12 protein-coding genes are annotated in these 18,053 nt (G+C 50.4%); 2 read left to right on the top strand and 10 right to left on the bottom strand.

Annotation, left to right across the window (positions count from 1 at the left end):
- Window positions 1-168: 168 nt before the first annotated feature.
- The 5 genes from BUB18_RS20720 to BUB18_RS20740 all read right to left on the bottom strand — a co-directional run bounded on the left by BUB18_RS20720 (window position 169) and on the right by BUB18_RS20740 (window position 8,840).
- Window positions 169-1,686: a TlpA disulfide reductase family protein gene (locus BUB18_RS20720; RefSeq protein WP_073084772.1), complete on the bottom strand. Its 1,518-nt coding sequence runs from the start codon at window positions 1,684-1,686 to the stop codon at window positions 169-171.
- A gap of 20 nt (window positions 1,687-1,706) precedes the next feature.
- Window positions 1,707-3,161 carry a RagB/SusD family nutrient uptake outer membrane protein gene (locus BUB18_RS20725; RefSeq protein WP_178372168.1) on the bottom strand — a complete coding sequence of 485 codons (1,455 nt, stop codon included), beginning with the start codon at window positions 3,159-3,161 and terminating at the stop codon, window positions 1,707-1,709.
- An 18-nt stretch (window positions 3,162-3,179) separates the two neighbouring features.
- Window positions 3,180-6,677, bottom strand: coding sequence for a SusC/RagA family TonB-linked outer membrane protein (locus tag BUB18_RS20730; protein ID WP_073084776.1), 3,498 nt, complete (start codon window positions 6,675-6,677; stop codon window positions 3,180-3,182).
- A gap of 346 nt (window positions 6,678-7,023) precedes the next feature.
- Complete coding sequence (locus BUB18_RS20735) at window positions 7,024-8,172, bottom strand: FecR family protein (RefSeq protein WP_073084778.1); 1,149 nt, start codon at window positions 8,170-8,172, stop codon at window positions 7,024-7,026.
- A 77-nt stretch (window positions 8,173-8,249) separates the two neighbouring features.
- On the bottom strand, window positions 8,250-8,840 hold the full coding sequence (locus BUB18_RS20740; RefSeq protein WP_073084779.1) for an RNA polymerase sigma factor: 591 nt from the start codon (window positions 8,838-8,840) through the stop codon (window positions 8,250-8,252).
- Window positions 8,841-8,973: 133 nt separating this feature from the next.
- Here BUB18_RS20740 and BUB18_RS20745 point away from each other — a divergent pair, with 133 nt between their 5' ends.
- Both BUB18_RS20745 and BUB18_RS20750 read left to right on the top strand, forming a co-directional pair.
- Window positions 8,974-9,789, top strand: coding sequence for a hypothetical protein (locus tag BUB18_RS20745; RefSeq protein ID WP_073084781.1), 816 nt, complete (start codon window positions 8,974-8,976; stop codon window positions 9,787-9,789).
- Between the two features lie 150 nt (window positions 9,790-9,939).
- Window positions 9,940-11,778: a UbiD family decarboxylase gene (locus BUB18_RS20750; RefSeq protein ID WP_073084783.1), complete on the top strand. Its 1,839-nt coding sequence runs from the start codon at window positions 9,940-9,942 to the stop codon at window positions 11,776-11,778.
- A 73-nt stretch (window positions 11,779-11,851) separates the two neighbouring features.
- Here the strand turns inward: BUB18_RS20750 and BUB18_RS20755 are convergent, their stop codons facing one another.
- Genes BUB18_RS20755 through BUB18_RS20775 form a run of 5 tightly spaced genes read right to left on the bottom strand, consistent with a single transcriptional unit; the run spans window position 11,852 to window position 18,046 of the window.
- Window positions 11,852-13,192 carry a YeiH family protein gene (locus BUB18_RS20755; RefSeq protein ID WP_073084785.1) on the bottom strand — a complete coding sequence of 447 codons (1,341 nt, stop codon included), beginning with the start codon at window positions 13,190-13,192 and terminating at the stop codon, window positions 11,852-11,854.
- A gap of 23 nt (window positions 13,193-13,215) precedes the next feature.
- Window positions 13,216-14,652 (bottom strand): phytoene desaturase family protein, encoded by a 1,437-nt coding sequence (locus BUB18_RS20760; RefSeq protein WP_073084787.1) that lies wholly within the window; start codon window positions 14,650-14,652, stop codon window positions 13,216-13,218.
- Window positions 14,649-15,860 carry a sulfite dehydrogenase gene (soxC, locus tag BUB18_RS20765; protein ID WP_143160028.1) on the bottom strand — a complete coding sequence of 404 codons (1,212 nt, stop codon included), beginning with the start codon at window positions 15,858-15,860 and terminating at the stop codon, window positions 14,649-14,651. The genes BUB18_RS20760 and soxC overlap by 4 nt, the downstream gene beginning before the upstream one ends.
- Before the next feature lie 16 nt (window positions 15,861-15,876).
- Window positions 15,877-16,431, bottom strand: a complete 555-nt coding sequence (locus BUB18_RS20770) for a c-type cytochrome (RefSeq protein ID WP_143160029.1) — start codon at window positions 16,429-16,431, stop codon at window positions 15,877-15,879.
- Window positions 16,391-18,046 carry a hypothetical protein gene (locus BUB18_RS20775; protein ID WP_073084791.1) on the bottom strand — a complete coding sequence of 552 codons (1,656 nt, stop codon included), beginning with the start codon at window positions 18,044-18,046 and terminating at the stop codon, window positions 16,391-16,393. Before BUB18_RS20775 ends, BUB18_RS20770 begins: the two co-directional genes overlap by 41 nt.
- Between the last annotated feature and the right edge of the window lie 7 nt (window positions 18,047-18,053).

The raw sequence follows: 18,053 nt of genomic DNA on the forward strand, positions 1-18,053 counted from the left end.
TTTTAACCATAGCCGCCGTTGTAAGAAACGGAGTTCCTTACAACGAAGACCATCAATACAATATAAATAATTTGGTAAAACCATAGAAAACGCCTCGCAGGCGTCTATTCGCAGATAAATATAGCACCAGAAGCGCTACGCACTACTGGTGCTATATCAGCTCAACTTCTACGCTTCGTGCTTCAGCACTAAATTAATCATCAGTTCCAGCTGATCTTCATTGCTACCGTCGATACGGAAGTTTTTGAAAATAATCCTTCCCTGCTGATCCAGCAGGAAGTTGACCGGCGCAGCCTGACCATTGTTGAGGTTACCTTTGTTTCTGCCTTCCTGGTCTTCCAGCGGTGTGAAACTGTAGCCACTGCCCTTCATAAATGGCAGCACATAATCGTTTTGCGAAGAAACGATGTTGATGCCGACGTAGTCCACCGGCTGACCTTTATATTTCCTGATCACATTTTCGAAATGCGGAAATTCGCCCCTGCAAGGGCCGCAACCCGGAAACCAATAGGTAAGTAATACCACCTTCCCCTTGTAATCGGCAATGCTGGCAGGTTTGTTGGTGAAGTAGTTTCTCAGGCTGAACTCAGTAGCCTGTTTGGAAGAATCCTGCAGTAGTTTCCAGGTTTCATTACCTACCTGCGTAGCGGATTTACCTAACTGCTGACCGTAGCTGAGCATACCTGCAAACAGCTTGGTACCAGGCGTTTTCAGGAACTGCATCCTCAAACTATCGTATGCAGCGCTTTTGCTGGTAAGTGCGATCGCAGCCGCCTTCAGCAGTTGCACACCATCGCGGGCGGAGCTATACCAGGGCAGGTTCACCGTTTTCAATTGCGCAAGCGCCCCATTTGCATCGCCTGCTGCAACCAGACTTTTAGCTGCTACCAAGGCCTTTGCCATGCTTTCATTTTTTTCCCATGACTGGCTTTGCTCTCCCATTTTTGCGGCCATTTCACCCGCCAGCGTCACCGCCTTTTCAGGATTTTCGTCCAGCAACAGGTTGTAGTAACTGCTCATACCACTGGACGACCAACTGAACTTAGCCGGGTCATAACTGTTTTTCAGGAGCTCAAAAATTTTCATTTGATATGCGGCCCCTTTACCTCGTACTGCCAGCCAGTACAGGGCTTGCGCACCCCGCTCATGATCCGGAAAGCGCTTAGCCACATCCAGGATCATCGCCTCATGCTTTGCCGCATCTTTATCCCGCATACCTTCTGCGTAGTAAAATGCATACTGCGCATTCTTAGGATCCGCTTCGGTGGCTTTACGTAAATACTCCGTTCCTTCTTCAAATTTACCCCAGCGCTGGGCATCCGTCCACAGCCCTCCCCAGCCCTCTACATAGGTAGAATCAAGGGCTACTGTTTTTTCCAGGTACGGCTTAGCTTTAGGACTTTCTTCCTCCAGATAAGTGGCGGCCAATGCATAAGGGACATTTGCATTTTTAGGAAATTGCTTCATCCATTGCTGGTATTGTACTACTACAGCGGGGTTATCGATCCCGATGGCTTTGATGAATTCCTCATGGTATGAGAGACTATCAGGATGAGCCGCCACCGCAGCAGCCAGCTTTTTCAGTTCCGCGGCACTTACTTCCGGCTTGTCCTTTTTCTTCTGCCCAAAAACAATTCCGGGTAATACGAGGCTACCTGCGAATGCGAGTGCAAATATTTTATTCATGGTTGTTATTTTTGTAATTATTAATAAGGGTTTTGGAGAATCTGACCGTTGCTGCTGTTAATTTCTACCGTGTTAATCGGCACCACCATGCGCTTCGCATCCAGGATGTAGGTCTGCGGCGTATTTACATCGATGCCAGTGGCCGTCATGTTATAAAACTCACGCACCACTTTAATTTCATCACCTGTATAGTCGTTCACGCTAAAGCGGCGTATATCGTACCAGCGCATAGCAAAAGGCAGTTCCCTCCTGCGCTCCGCCAGTACCTGCTTTATCGCATCTTCCTTACCGCTGGCGGTAAGCGGCACATAGGTACTCATGCGACTCGCACGCAGTAAGTTCACGGCCGCCAGCGCATCGCTGCTGTTACCCTGTCGCGCCAATGCTTCCGCCTTATTCAGCAATACTTCGGCCCTGGTAAAACCTGCAGGTATATAGTAGCCGGTGTTAAAGAAGGTATAGCGTGTAGTCGCCGGCGTTACAATGGAAAACTCCCGGCCACCATTGGGAATGTACAGCAGTTTATAACGGAGGTCGTTAGCCGTATCGTAACTATTGATCAACGCAGTACTTGGGACATACCAGGATTTGTTATAGGTATATCGACAATAATACATCTCCTTCCAATACAGGTAGTTCAGGGCAGTCCAGGTAAACAGCTCGCTGTATTTCAGCGTGGCCGCCGGGTTGCTGTAATTCCTGGAGATACCGGGCTTGATAGTTTTAAAATCCACCAGCTGCGCGGTGGAGGATTGCAGCGCAACGTTTGCCTGCTCTACGGTTTTAGCATAATCCCCGATAAACAGGAAATACCTGCTTTTGAAAGCTGCGATGGCTTTTTTGCTTACCCGCCAGGCCCTGCGCGGGTCTACATCGTCGTAGGCCACTTTCTCGGCTTCAGTAATATCTCCCCAGATAAAATCATAGGTTTCTTTGAGTGTGGCACGCTTTAAACTCTCTGTATATTCAATTGTTTTCTTTAGCGGCAGGCCCGGCGATTGCAGATTCGCTTCGCTGTAGGGCGCACAGTAGTGGTTAGCGAGCACCCAGTAAGCCATGGCCCTGATGAAATATGCATCCGCCTTTACCCTGGCGCGGGTAGCATCGTCGCCGGTTACTTTGTCGATATTGTCGAGCACCAGGTTGGCAGTGAAGATTTTCTTATATTCTCCATTCCACAAATCATCGCTGGCTAAACTGGCTACCCCCTCCACACTGTTGATATAATATTGCAGGCCGTTGAAGTAAAAGGCGCCGGGATTCAGCCTGTATAACTCTCTGCTGATCTCATAGTCATCCGTAGAGTACACGGCGGTTTGATTGGTTTCATTGGCAAACTGGGTGGCATTGTCCACCAGTGCTTCCAGCTGCGAAACCGTTTTGATGCTTACCTGCTTATTCGGCTCTTCTGCCAGGTATTTTTTACAGCCGGCCAGCGAAATTGCTGCGGCAATGATCCATGCAGTTTTTTTCATCTTCATCATCATTTCAGGTTAGAATTGAAGGTTTACGCCAATGGTGTACGATTGCAGCGGCCTGTTTGTTCCCGGCAACCAGTCAGGGTTATAGCCGTTTTTATTGTCGGCCCAAATTAACCCGAGGTCACGGGACTGGATAAACGCTTTTGCATTAGCCAGGTGGATGGCGTTTGCCACTTTGCGGGAAAGGGCATACTCCAGCGTGAGCTCCTTACATTCGATATACGACGAACTTTCTACCAGCGAACTGAGGTAAGGCGCGTAGCGATCCCACAGGTACAGCTTAGGTTCACTGGGCAGTGCAAAACCAGGGATGGTCGGATCACCGTTCAGCACATCCTTTACCCAGCGGTTCACCGACAGTTTACCGGAACCTACCATCGAAGGATAATAGAATGTTTCATTACGGAACACACCTCCCATTTTACCCACGAAGATGGCGGTGAGGGTAAAGTTTTTGACCTGGAAGGTATTTACCCAGCCGAGTGTATGCGGTGGCGTAGTAGTTCCTTCATAATTCAGGAAAGGCAGGCCGAGGGCGGTGTTATACAACGACACATCGTTGAAACTAAACGGTGCGCCCTTAGGACCTGTTACATGAGGCACCCCATTGATCATACCTGCGTAGGTAAACGAATAGAGTGAATTAACCGGACGGCCTTCTACGAAAGCACCGCCCAGTATCTGGTAGGTATACAACAATGGATTATATAAGCTGTTAATACGGTTACGGTTATACGCATAAGTAACAGTAGTAGAATAACGTATAGGCGTACGCGGTATCTCCACATTTGCACCCAGACTCACTTCTATACCCCTGTTGGTGATGCCTGCGTTGTTAAACTTCTGGAGCGTGGTACCTGTGGCGGCCGGCAGGGCAATGTTACCGATGATACCGTCCCCTACTTTATTGTACACATCCACTGAACCGAAGATTTTATTACCAAACAGGGCGTAGTCGACTCCCAGGTTGGTGGTCGTCGTTTTTTCCCAGCGCAGGCCCGGATTGCCGTTATTGGCTACTGTGGCGGTAATGGTGCCGGTACTCGTATTCAAACTGCTGCCTACATTGAGCAGGGCCTGTGTGGAGGTAGAGCGTTCCACATTACCATTTTTACCGTAGGTGAGTCGGAGCTCCAGCCGGTCAATATTTTTGCTGCCGGCAACAAAATTCTCTTCCTTCATATTCCATTTGGCACCCAGCGACCACAGTGGAGACCAGCGCAACCGCGGATTATCCGTGATGAAATTGGAGGCATCACTGCGGATACTTCCCGACACGGAGTACTTGTAATTATAAGTATAGGAGGCATTACTATAGAAAGAGACATATTTGTCCTTCTGCCAGCCGAAGACTGGATTAGCACCTGCAATGACGGTTGGGTAACCGGTAAAATCCGTTATGGGCGACAGTGAGCCTCCGTAGCCATATGGCGGCACGGTAGCCTGCAGCTTATCCGCGAAATATCCATAAGTATACGGGTTAGCTACGGTGTTGGTGGTATACTGGGATAGTTCCATACCCGCTATCGCGGAGATGGCATGCCTGCGGTTAAACGTTCTGTCGAAATTGATTTGATTACGCAGCAGAAAACTTTCAAGATCGGATCGACTCACATCCTTATCTCCTACCTTATGGGGTTTGAGTACACCACCCTTAGGGATATACGATTTACCGATGGTACCGGTATTGGGATTGTATTCCGTCATACTGTTAACCAGGCTGCGTACATAGAAGGTGGATTCATCGTAGTAATCTGCATAATCGATCCTGTTACGTTCGTATTGTACACGGGAGTCGAAGGTGAGTCCCTGCATCAGCCGCAGTTTAAGCCCCGCCTGTATCCTGGCATTCAGGCTTTCGTTGGTAAGCTTTCGGCCACGTACTTCCTGCAGCAGGTTGTACGACCAGTCGCTATAAGGAAACTTTGCAGACGGAATAGCTTTCAGCTGTTCCCGGTTATAGCCGTTCAGGTTCACGCTGTAATGGCCATCGGGATTCAGCAGGGTTTCGTAAGGCGAGAGTCCGTCCAGCTCATCAATGGTAGCGCCGCTGGTTTCTGCTTTGCGGTATTGCAAATTAGCACCGATGCTGAACTCCGCGAATTTTGCCAGCTTAAAATCATTCTGCAGGTTGAGTATGTACCTGTCGTAACTATTTTTCTGAAAGTTCCCTTTATTGTTTTCATATAACATGGAGGCGTAGGTTTTAGCCCTTTCGCCGCCGCTGCGAATACTTACGTTGTATTGATTAAGTACGGCCCGTTGCATGAGGAGGTCGCGGATCTGCGGGCGGTTATTGATTTTACTGAGACTATCAAGTCCTGCGTTCATGGCCTGCTCGCTGATCAGTCCATCTCTATGGCCATAGATCAGTTCTTCCGCCAGGGTGAGTGAGTTGTTGATATCACTGAAGCCACCTGCATACGGATAAAACACCCAGTTATTTTTATAGGCGAGTTTTTCGTAAGCTACAAGGTCCGCTGCGCTGGCCTGGGTGGAGAGCTGGTTTAGATCGGCCATACGGGAAATGCGGGTAAAGGCGGAAGCGTCTACCTGTAGTTTGCCGGCGCTTTTTGATTTTTTGGTGGTGACCACAATCACGCCGTTGGCGGACCGGGCGCCCCAGATGCTGGCAGCGGCGGCATCTTTCAGTACGGTGACTGATTCCACATCATTGGGGTTGATATCTGCAAAATTGCTGCTGGATACCGGGAAGCCGTCTACTACCACGAGTGGGCGGCGGTCCCCGTAGAGGGAGGTGTTACCGCGAATAAGCAGGTCCATGGTACCGTCCTCGTTTTCTTTGGCCTGCATGCCAGCCACGAGGCCCTGCAAGGCGCTGGAGAGGTTGGATACCGGGCGGCGACTAAGGATATCATTGTTCACCGTGGTAAAAGCGCCGGTGGCTCTTTCCCGGGAGATGGTCTGGTAGCCCGTTACCATTACCTGGTTCAGTGCAGCTGCAGCCGGTTCCATGCGAACGTTCACGGAACTACCGTCAGGCGTTATTTCCAGGGGTTTGTACCCGATATAGGTGATGATGAGCACCGCATTTGCCGGTGCATTTTTCAGGGTAAATTCTCCGTTACCGTCTGTACTGGCAGTGGCATTGCCTCCTTTTACGCGGATGGTGGCGCCGGGGAGGGGATTACCATTTTCGTCCATGACTTTCCCTTTGATGATGGCGGCAATCGCTTCCGGGAGCAATAGCATCGGCTTGCGGGAGAAGATGATATCTTTTCCGTCTATCCTGAAGTTCAAAGGCTGGTCTTTCATGACGTTGGCCAGGAACTCGCCCAGTGGCTGGTTTTGTGCATGTACGGTTACCGGCCTGGTTTCTGCCAGCAACTCCTGATTATAAAATACAACGTAGCCTGTTTGTTGCTTGATCACCGAAAAAAGGCGCTGAATAGGCACGTTGTTGGCCGAAAAACTGATGGACTGGCTATAGCCCATCGCCTGGGCGCTCATAAAAGCGGCGGTCAGAAAAATGGAAGCGGTTAGTTTCATGACTAACGATTTTTTTAAGTAAGGCTTCCGGAATTTCGCTGCTGATGCCGGCCATGGGTGATGGCCGGGCATAGCATTCCCTCGCCACATAGCAGATTTTTGCATAACTTGCATTGTGTGGTTGATAATTAAATGACTTCCTCAAACGGTCAGAAAGTGTCTGCCACGTCAGGGCCTGGGTGCTGCAAACACCTGCGGCCTTTTTTTATTGGCAACACGCATGTAATAGTTGGTGATTATTTCATATTACCCTCCTGGATTTTGGTTAGTATTAAGCAAAAAGGTTCCTGACCGGCTACCTGCCGGCGTTGCGTGCTGTAAGTAATAAATAGAATTATGTTGGCCCTTATGGCAAAACTGTCAATTTGTTGCCTTCCAACCGGAAGTGCACTTCGTTATCTTTCAGCGCTGTAATGATCTGGTCCAGTCGTTTGCTCCTGCTTAATTCGCCGCCAAAGCGGATATCTTTTACGTTTCCTTCATATACTACCTCTATATCGTACCATCGTTGTAATTCATTTAATACCTGGTGCAGCGTGGCGCCCTCGAAATTGAAGTAGCCTTTTTTCCAGGCCAGGGTCTTTTCCAGGTCGGCATGTTCCACCACGGAGTGCGTGTTGGTTAGTCTGGATTCCTGACCTGGCCGGAGCACTACCGGGCGGATACCTGTCCGGATGCCGCTTACCCTTACTGCCCCGTCCAGCAAGGTGGTGCTGATCTGGCTTTCAGGCTCGTAGGCGTTGATGTTAAAGCTGGTGCCCAGCACCTCCACTACGGACCCGGCAGTGGCTACCACAAAGGGTTGTTGCGGATTGGCGGCCACTTCAAAATAGGCCTCACCTGCAACAGTAACTTTTCTTTGCGGGCCGGTGAATGTCGTAGGATAGCTGAGTGAGCTGGCGGCGTTTAGCCATACCCGTGTGCCATCCGGCAGTTTTACCTGGAACTGCCGCCCTCTTGGCGTGGAGAGCGTATTCATGCTGTTGGTGCTGCTGTTACCACCGGCATATACCAGCTCGTTGCCGGTTTTGCTGATGAGGGCACCCTGCTGCCGGATGGTTTGGTTACCTAAGCTATCTACTGCTACCCTGCTGCCGTCGGCCAGGGTGAGTGTAACCATTCCCGTTGCCGGCAAAATGGGCTGCTGCTTGGCCGTGGTGGGCGGCGTGTGCAGCGGGCGTTGCGTTGTTTGGTAATACAGGTAAGTACCTGCGCTTACCAGTAAAAGCATGGCAGCGGCATATTGTATCGCTTTTTTCCAGTTAATTGTTACTACTTTTCCTGCCGGCTTCAGGTTCCGGTAAAGGGCCGCCAGTTGATCCGGACTACTCCGGGGGCCAGTATAAGGCGCCTGCAGTATGCTTTCCCAAAGCTCATCTATAACGGCTGCGGGATAATGCGATTCTAACCGGCGTTGCAATTGCTGCATTTCTTCCGGTGTAATGGCATCATCCAGGTATTTTTGAAATAATATTTTGAAGTCCGTATCGTTCATGGTGGCTTAGATTTCAACTTCTATCAGTACAATGACGGAAGTGCAGGAAAAAGGAGAACATTATTTCTCAAAAAAAATTATGCGCGCAAAAAATAAACGGAAAGACAGAACAGTAAAGGACCTCCGCGTTCCATGATGTATTTGCGGAGGGCGGCCAGTGCACGAACCATATATACTTTTGACGACATAGGTGTGATATCGAGTGCTTTGGCGATGGCTTCATGACGCATTCCCTGGAGTCGCGCCATGGTAAATACCTGTTTCAGTTGCGTTGGCAGGCTGTCGATCGCTTCCTGCAGCAGGTGTTGCAGCTCTTTATTTTCCAGGAGGTGTTGTGGTGTAGACTCATGATAGGCCGCGTAGGTTTCCAGGTAACCGGCATTATCTTCCCTAAACACTTTATTTCTAAGGTGGTCATGAATCAGGTTACGGGAGATGGTAAACAGGAAGGCAGGAAAATTTTGCACGTCCCTGAGTTGTGTTCTCCTGGCCCATATTCTCGCAAAAGTTTCCTGGGCGATGTCGGTAGCCAGCTCCGTAGATTTGGTCAATCGAAGTGCAGCATGGTAGAGTTGATCCCAGTAATGATAAAACAATTCCTGGAACGCAGCCTCGTCATCTTCCGACAAGCGCCGGAGCAGTTCTTTTTCATTTACTAAATGTTCCATACAAGTCAGCCACTACACACAATTGGTTGGTTGAAAGCGTTAAAATTAGTAAAAAAAGGGTGGTTTTAAAATTAGTAAACTCCCGATGTGTAATTACAAAGGATTTTGTATTTTCATCCGGTAATAATCGACTATGAAAGGATTCTCATTTTTTTTCCTGTTACTTTTCAGTGTGGCGGCGTTCGCACAGAACTCTGTCAACAACTATAAGTATGTGCTGGTACCTGAAAAATTCAGTTTTCAGAAAGAAGCGCACCAGTATGGTTTAAATACCACTACCCAGATGGTGCTCAATGGTATGGGTTTCGAAGCCCTGATCGATGACAAGGAACTGCCTACCGACCTGGCAGGCAACAAGTGCAATGCACTGATTGCCGATGTGGAGCAGCGCAAAGCCGTATTTGTAACCAACCTGACGCTTACGTTGAAGGATTGTCGCGGTAACGTGCTGTTCAAAAGCAAGGAAGGTAAAAGCCGGGAAAAAGATTATGGCGCAGCTTATAATGAAGCCCTCAGAGATGCTTTGAGCTCCCTCACCACGCTGAACTATGCCTATAACGGCACCGTGCAGCCATCAGCGGCGCCGGCAGCGGCACCTGTGGCTACTGCGCCTGCGGCCACCACTTCCGCCGCCACCGTTACCACTGCTTCCTCCACCACTACGCCTGTAGCCACCGAACCCGCAGCTACTGTTCCGGTAGCAGCAGCTACAGCTGAAACCAAAAGTAATGGCCTCACGCTGTATGCCCAGCCCACTGAAACCGGCTACCAGCTGATTGACACTACGCCAAAAAAAGTATTAAGTCTCTATAAAACTACTGTAGCGGAATATTTCATTGCCGACAATGGTACCGATAAGGGTATTTTGTTTAAACGCAATGGGGACTGGCAGTTTGAGTATTATAAAAATGGGAAGCTGGTATCAGAAAAGATGCAAATTAAATTTTAATAGCTCCAATTCCCCGGCGCCTTCGGCGCCGGGGAATTGGAGAAAGGGGTAAAGGGCCATCGGCCCTTTACCCCTTTCTCCATTATAGAACAGCCTATTTATTAGTAAAATTGCTCTAATTTTGGCCGGATTCAATCTAAGAACGACAAAATGGGGTATAATAGCTTACAAGACTGCATCAATGATCTGGAACGGCACGGGCATCTGATCCGTATAAAACAGGAAGTAGACCCTTACCTGGAAATGGCGTCCATACATTTACGTGTATACGATAATGGCGGGCCTGCGCTGCTTTTTGAAAATATTAAGGGCAGTAAATTCCCGGCAGTATCCAATCTTTTCGGTACGCTGGACCGCTCTAAATTCATGTTCAGGGACACGCTGGAAAAGATCAAAACGCTTGTAGATATTAAGGGCGACCCCGTAAAAGCTTTCAAACATCCGTTCCGCTACCTCAACGTAGCCGCTACGGCCATTTCAGCCCTACCCATGAAAACGGGCAAAAATGCCCCTATCTCCTATGGCCGTACTAAAATCAGCGAACTGCCGCAGATCGTGAACTGGCCAATGGATGGCGGCCCTTTTGTGACAATGCCACAGGTATATACCGAGGATGCAGACAAGCCCGGCATCATGAATGCCAACCTGGGCATGTACCGTATTCAGTTGGCAGGCAACGATTACATCCAGGACCAGGAAATAGGCCTCCACTATCAGCTGCACCGCGGCATTGGCATCCATCAAACCAAGGCTAACGCTAAAGGACAGCCGCTAAAAGTGAGCATTTTTGTAGGTGGGCCTCCCTCCCATCCATTATCGGCCGTAATGCCACTGCCGGAAGGCTTGTCGGAAATGACTTTCGCCGGAGCGCTCGGCAACCGCCGCTTCCGCTATTTCTACGATGACGAAGGCTACTGCATATCTGCGGATGCTGATTTCGTGATTACCGGTACCGTGATGCCGCACGAAAACAAGCCTGAAGGCCCTTTCGGCGATCACCTGGGGTATTATAGTCTTACCCATCCCTTCCCGCTAATGAAAGTGAGCAGGGTATATCATAAAAAGAATCCTACCTGGTCGTTTACGGTGGTGGGGCGCCCGCCGCAGGAAGATACCAGCTTCGGGGCACTGATCCATGAGATCACCGGCAACGCTATCCCACAGGAGATTCCGGGCGTGCATGAAATTCATGCAGTGGACGCAGCGGGTGTACATCCCCTGCTGTTTGCCATTGGCAGCGAACGTTACACACCTTACCTGAAGGAACGCAAGCCACAGGAAATACTTACCATCGCCAATCATATCCTTGGCAGCAACCAGCTGAGCCTGGCCAAATATCTGTTCATCTGTGCCAGGGAAGATGATCCTTCACTGCATACCCATGATATCAGCAAGTTCATGGTGCATATGCTGGAACGTATAGACACTACACGTGATCTGCATTTTTATACCAATACCACCATTGATACGCTGGACTATTCCGGCAGCGACCTCAATGCCGGCAGTAAAGTTGCTATTGCCGCCGCTGGCGAAAAACGCCGGGAGCTCTGGCAGGAAATACCGGCCAGATTCAGCGTACCCAGGCCTTTCGGCGCCTTTAAACTGGCGATGCCTGGTGTGCTGGCGCTGGATGCACCTGCCTACGGCAGCGAAGCCGAAGCCGCAGCAGCAATAGCCATCCTCAATGATCACCTGAAAAATGAACAACTGGATGGGTTGCCCCTGATCGTTTTATGCGACGACGCCGGCTTTACCGCTGCCACTATCAATAACTTCGTTTGGGTTACATTTACCCGCAGCAACCCATCCCATGACATTCACGGGATCAATAGCTTTATCCGCCATAAACACTGGGGCTGCAAAGGGCCGCTGATCATTGATGCACGCATTAAGCCGCATCATGCACCCCCATTGATCCTGGACCCTGCCGTGGAAGCAAGGGTGGATGAAATGGGAAAAAAAGGTGGTGTGCTGCACGGGATTATTTAATATCATTTCCAGGATGCCGAAGGCATCCTGGAAAACATAAATTGGTGACGGCTACAGACCGTCACCAATTTATCTACTTAATATCTGGTATTGGAAATAGATACCCTCCAAACAATATCCACGCCCACAACAGCGTCCACAAAATATTAAACACCTGTGCGCCGATAAACGCAATCGCCGGGCGGCCCCCTTCAATCTTCACCAGGTCACCGAAACGAGCCTCCAACCCAATGGATACAAACGCAAGCGCAAACCAGATCGTCTGTAAGCTTTTCAGTATATCCTTTACCTGACCAATGGTTTCACCGGGTACTGCAAAGGAAAATAAGAGCGATGCTGCAATAAAACCCAGTACAAATTTCGGGAAGCGCTCCCATACAATGCCAAGTCCGGGCGACTTCGTTTGTTCATTACCGTTACCTTCCGCTTTTCCTCTGTAGCTCCACCAGATAGCAATGAAAAATGCCGCAATTCCAATGAGCACATTCTGCGAGAACTTGATGATCACGCCGGCTTTCACCGCCGCAGGCCCCACCAGCTGCGCTGCCGCAGCCACGGAAGCAGTAGTATCCAGCGTACCGCCAAGCCACGCACCACCTATAATTTCAGGGATATGAAACTCCCGGATCAGCCAGGGTTGCAGTACTAACATTGGAATAGCTACCAGCAGCACCAGCGTTGTGATATAGGAGAGTTTCTTCTTATCCCCCTGGATAGCACCGCTCGCCACAATCGCCGCCGCTACGCCACAGATAGAGACTGCGGACGCCAGAATAACGCCAAACTCGTCGTCTACCTTTAACTTCCTGCTCAGCCAGAGCGCAAAAAACCATACAGCCGCCACTACCAGTAACGCCTGTACGATTCCCGGTAAACCAGCTTTTATAATATCTGTAAAAAGAATACTACTACCTAAAATCACTAACCCTGTTTTGATGAAAAACTCAGAGCGGGCAGCCTTCTTCAGCCACTCAGGGGTAGCCCTGATGTTTCCTAATATAAGGCCGAGTACCAGTGCAAACACCACGTATTCGAGCCCGTAGTACGACAATGTTTTATTCCCTGCAATGATCAGGGAAGTTACTGCCAGCAGGTATAGCACGCTGAAACCTGCGGTATAGCGACTCATATCATCGCCCATCGACTTTACCGCGATGGCAGACAATACAAAAAAGATAACGCCGGTAAGTAAGATCAGCAGCAGGTTAGCGGGTGCAAGTACTTGGCCTGTGAGTTCGCCAGCATTGCTCCAGCCGTAGGCCGGCAGCGAAAATTTAAAGTCCGGCAACGCCAGCGCTATTCCAAGAATAGCAAGGATAATAAAGCCGCCGGTCAGCACGGCCCACCAGTCTTCCGTGAGGTTTTCCAGCCATGATTTTTGCAATGGTGCGATTGATAAAGGTTGTTGGCTCATCTGTATGCTTGTATTAGAAATGATCAATGAATTACTTTAATATCCTTTAATGCACGGATGGCCGCATGATAGCCACACATGCCGTGTACGCCGCCGCCCGGCGGTGTGCTGGCAGAACAGAGGTAAATGCCCTTTGCGCTGGTGCGGTAGGGTGATACGCTCATCACCGGCCTGGTAAATAACTGGGAGATGTCGATGGCGCCGCCATTAATATCTCCCCCTATATAATTCGCATTATAGGTTTCCATCGCGGTGGCGTTCATCACATGGCGACCAATAATACGCTCTTTAAACCCTGGCGCAAAGCGCTCCACCTGGTTTTCAATGATGCGTGTCATATCCGTAGTGTTGCCGTTAGGCACATGGCAATATCCCCAGGCTGTGTGCTGCCCCTGCGGTGCCCGCGTGCCATCAAATAAACTTTGTTGTGCCAGCAGTACAAAAGGTTTTTCGGATAACTGCCCCATCCAGGTGCCTGCTTCCGCAGCGGCAATTTCCTCGTAGGTGTTGCCGATATGCACTGTTCCTGCATGCCGACAATCCTCATTTATAAACGGAATAGGGCCATCCAGGGCCCAGTCCACTTTAAATACTCCGGGGCCATAACGGTAACGGCTCAACTTTTTTACGTAATTATCGCTCAGGCGATCACCGGCTATTTGCACTAATTGCTTCGGTGAAACATCCAGCAGCACTAGTTTTGCGGATGGCAACTGCGACAAATCATCAATAGGCACACCGGTTTCTATATCACCCCCGAAGGCGGTAAACAGCGCTGCCAGCGCGTCGGCAATGCCCTGCGATCCTCCTTTTACCAGTGGCCAGCCGGCCACATGGCCGGCGGTGCATAACACTGTACCAATTGCAGCACTGGAGAGGTAATCGAACGGCAGCATGGAATGTGCTGCCATACCGGCCCAGAGGCCACGCGCCTGCCGGGTGCGAAATCGTTTAACAATAGCATCTGCGGAGCGCAGGGCGGTAAGGCCAAAGGCTGCCAGCTGCAACGGGTGTCTGGGAAAATGCAAAGGCCCCAGGATATCCGGCCCCAGCTCCTGCCAGTGTTGTACCAGCGAGGATACAAGGCGGGTATAGGCGGGGCCGTCCGCACCCAGCAGGGCAGCCGTGTCTTCCACGCTGCCTTTGAGCACAGCGGCGCTGCCATCATCAAATGGATGGGCCGCCGCCACCGGCGGGTAGATCAATTCCAGACCGTAATCCTTCAGTTGCAGCTGTTGAAAAAAAGGCGACATGATCAGCATGGGATGTATAGCGGAGCATACATCATGACGAAAACCGGGTAATGTCAGTTGTTTGGTGCGGGTACCGCCGCCTATAGTATCCTTAGCCTCCAGCAACAGCACCTGTAAACCGTGCTGCTGCAAGGTGATAGCGGCTGCCAGCCCGTTAGGGCCGGCGCCCACTACAATGGCATCATAATCATTCGTGCTCCTGCTCATCTGAATTTTTCCGGTTTAAAAAGTACGGTACCATCGCGTTGGATGATCCAGGCAGTTACGGGGTTCAGGTGATACCCTCCCATATCTGTGCCACGCGCGTTTACCAACTGCTGAAGGGTGGGCTGTGTATAGCCCGTATCGTCCACTGCCCTGCTCATAATTTCTGTATTTTGTCCGTCCCAATACCAGCCGTAACGAAAAGCCGTATGCGCCTTGTCCAGCACCGGCTCCTGCAGGGTAGCCACATGCCAGTGTTTGCCGGCATCGGTACTTACTTCTACGCTGGTAATCTTACCACGGCCGCTCCAGGCAAGCCCACGAATCTCTATCCAACCCTTCTCCACAGTTTGCGGATAGCTGGGATAGGTGATAATGGAACGTGCATCCATGTCGAAACTGAACTGCCGGATCTTACCGTCTTTGATAGTTTCTGTGTATTTGGATGTTTCTTCACGGGTCATAAATGGCTGGTCCGACAGCTCAATCCGCCGTATCCACTTCACATTAGTATTGCCTTCCCATCCTGGTAAAAACAAGCGGGCAGGGTATCCTTGTTCAGGGCGGATGGCTTCGCCGTTTTGCGCGTAGGCGATCATGGCATCTTCCCAGCCTTTGCGCACAGGTATGCTCCTGGTCATCACAGCGGCATCGGAGCCTTCAGCGAGGAACCAGGTGGCTTTGGGACTCACCCCTACTTCCCGGAACAGGGTGCTCAGCATAACGCCGGTCCACTCGCTCTGGCTGGTGAGCCCACATATTTCCTGCGGCGTCATGGTGGTTTTGCCGGACCTGAAATTACCGGAGCACTCAATAAACGCGATGCGCGAGAGTGCCGGAAAACGTTTGAGGTCCTTTAAAGTGAACACCATCGGGCGCTCCACCATACCATGAATCAGCAACTCATACTTTTGGGGATCAATGCGCGGTACGCCGTTATGACTCCGCTCAAAGTGAAGGTCCGACGGCGTAATGATGCCGTAAAAATCCTGCAGGGGTGAGCGGGCGGAGATGTCGGAGGCCTTCTTTTGCGGTTGCTCGAAAGGTGACCTGGTCCCCAGCCTGCCCACGGGTGTACCCGGCACTTTCGTGGGGTCTTCCGGAGCGGCCTCCGGCATCTGCCGGGCCGAAAGGCCCGGTACTAAAGACCCTAACGCAGTAACTGCTGCGGCGCGCAATAATGTTCTTCGTTTTATCTGATCCTGCTTCATTTGATGCTGTTTAAAATCACCTGACCTCATTACCTCCGTGCCGGTCGTCGTTTACATACCACTTCCGCGCCGGCATAACAATATTGGGTAAGGTGCGTGCACTGATCACCCTATTGCTGTCGATCAGCTGATTGCTGTACAACAGAAAAGCAGTGAGGTGATATACTTCCACATTACTCAGCGAGCCGGGGGCGTTAAACGGCATGGCTCTGCGGATGTAGTCGTACAGCGTGGTGGCGTATGGCCAGTAGTTACCAATGGCTTTCGCATGCGTGGTATCATTGGGTGTGGCCACCAGCCTGTATTGCGGCACTTCCGTACCGGTAGGACCATGGCAGGGCGCGCATTTAGCAATAAACAGCGCCTTGCCTTCGGCTACATGGCCCACACCCGGCGGCAGTCCTTTTCCATCCGGCGTAATAGAAATATTAACTGAATCTATTTCCCGCTGTGTGGCCGGCCTGCCAAAGCTAAATCGCTCCGGTGGCCGGTTACAGCAAATTATTATGACTAACAGGCATGGTAACACGCTAATATTTACCCGCCTGCAGTTTACTAGGTTCCAGCGCATAATGTTTGTCTACCCGATCAAGCACCACATAAATTCGATTTTTCTTTTCATCGGTGCCGGTGAGGATGATATGATTGCCATCGGTGGTGTTGTATTGCACCACGAAGCGGTTACGTTTTTCATTTTTCTTTGCTGCGGCATAATCGCGGGCCCTGCGTGTAGAAAGTGCGATAGGCTCAATTTTCAGCGATTCGTCGCCAATGTTTTTCAAGGCAGCAGCGGGTATCCACTCTTCCTGTTTTTCATTTTCCTTCTCAGCTGTAACAGCAGTATCCGCACCAAAGTTGGCAGCAGTACCACCATCGCCGCCTACGCCGGCAGTCCTGTTTCTACGATCGGGAATAGCCTTGTATTTATCTTCGAGGTAGAGTGTATGATTGGTTTCATCCGCAAAGTAATGGAAGGCGCGCTGCCCGCCGGCCACACCGGTGATTTCAAAAGTCCGGTTTACATCCCGCTGCGGATCTCCGCCACCATTGGATAAATCCAGCGGATGCGGCTTATTGACCCGGTAGGTAAATGTGGACCAGTTTTCAAAAGTAGCTTCCTGCCAGCGTACCGTATCCAGCGGATTGTATGGAATCAGCTGGTCGTTGATCCGGAATTCGGTTACGTTATAGTTCCCGCGCAATTCCTTCACACCCGCTACAGCAGGCTGTTTGTACGGGTCATATAAAAAATTAATTAACTGGAGATAAAAGAGCACGCCGAGGAACAGGAAGATCGTCCCTGTTTTAAGGCTTACCCGCAGTACCTGCCCCGCTTTGTTTAACGTGGGATAGTAATGGAATGGTACAGTATATTTTTCCTGTATCAGCAGGCGATAAATTTTCGGCACATCATTCACGAGCAGGAAGGCCGCCAGCAATACAAAGTAGCTGCTATATACGTGTACACCGCCATCATACGCGAAGTTCACATACACAATATCCCCCAAAGCCGCCAGCAGTAAGATGGCGCCCAGGGTAGTTGTTTTACGGAAAAATAACAGGGTGCCTGCCGCTACTTCCACCACACCGGCAAACACCTGATACCAGGGCACAATCCCTATGGACAACCAGTAAATTTTTTGGGCAGTAAAATCGCCGAAATTGGTATTCAGCACGCCCAGCGAAGGATACGGCATCTGCAACGGCAACAGTTTGGTAAAGCCGAAACCGATGATACCGATGCCTGCACGGTAACGCACTACTACCCGCAGCCAGTAGTACAGGGTGTAATATTCCGCCCGTTCGGTTTTGCGCGCCTTTACAACGCCCGTCCAGAGCAAACCGCCTGCGGTAGCAATCAGCAAAGTGGTGATCCAGTTGGCATAGCCGAGCAAACTGGTGCCAAAAATAGTATTCCCAAAAAAGTTGATGCCTGAACCAAAACGCGCGATGTCGTACAGGTCGCGGTAGTTCAAATGAAACCAGTTCAGTGCAAACAGCTGCGCATACCATTCCGGTGTATTCGGAATCGAAATAGCGATGAAGAAGATGAAGGCGATACGAAACAATATCTTCTCGTATCCTTTCCAGTCCCGCTTTTCAGCAGGTGCCTGGGCTGTGGGTGTGGCCACTTTTGCGTTATCAGCAACGTTGGCATCCTGCACAGTAATTTCTGATATCGACATAAAAAAT

The organism is Chitinophaga jiangningensis (genome assembly GCF_900142605.1).
Taxonomy (GTDB): Bacteria; Bacteroidota; Bacteroidia; order Chitinophagales; family Chitinophagaceae; genus Chitinophaga; species Chitinophaga jiangningensis.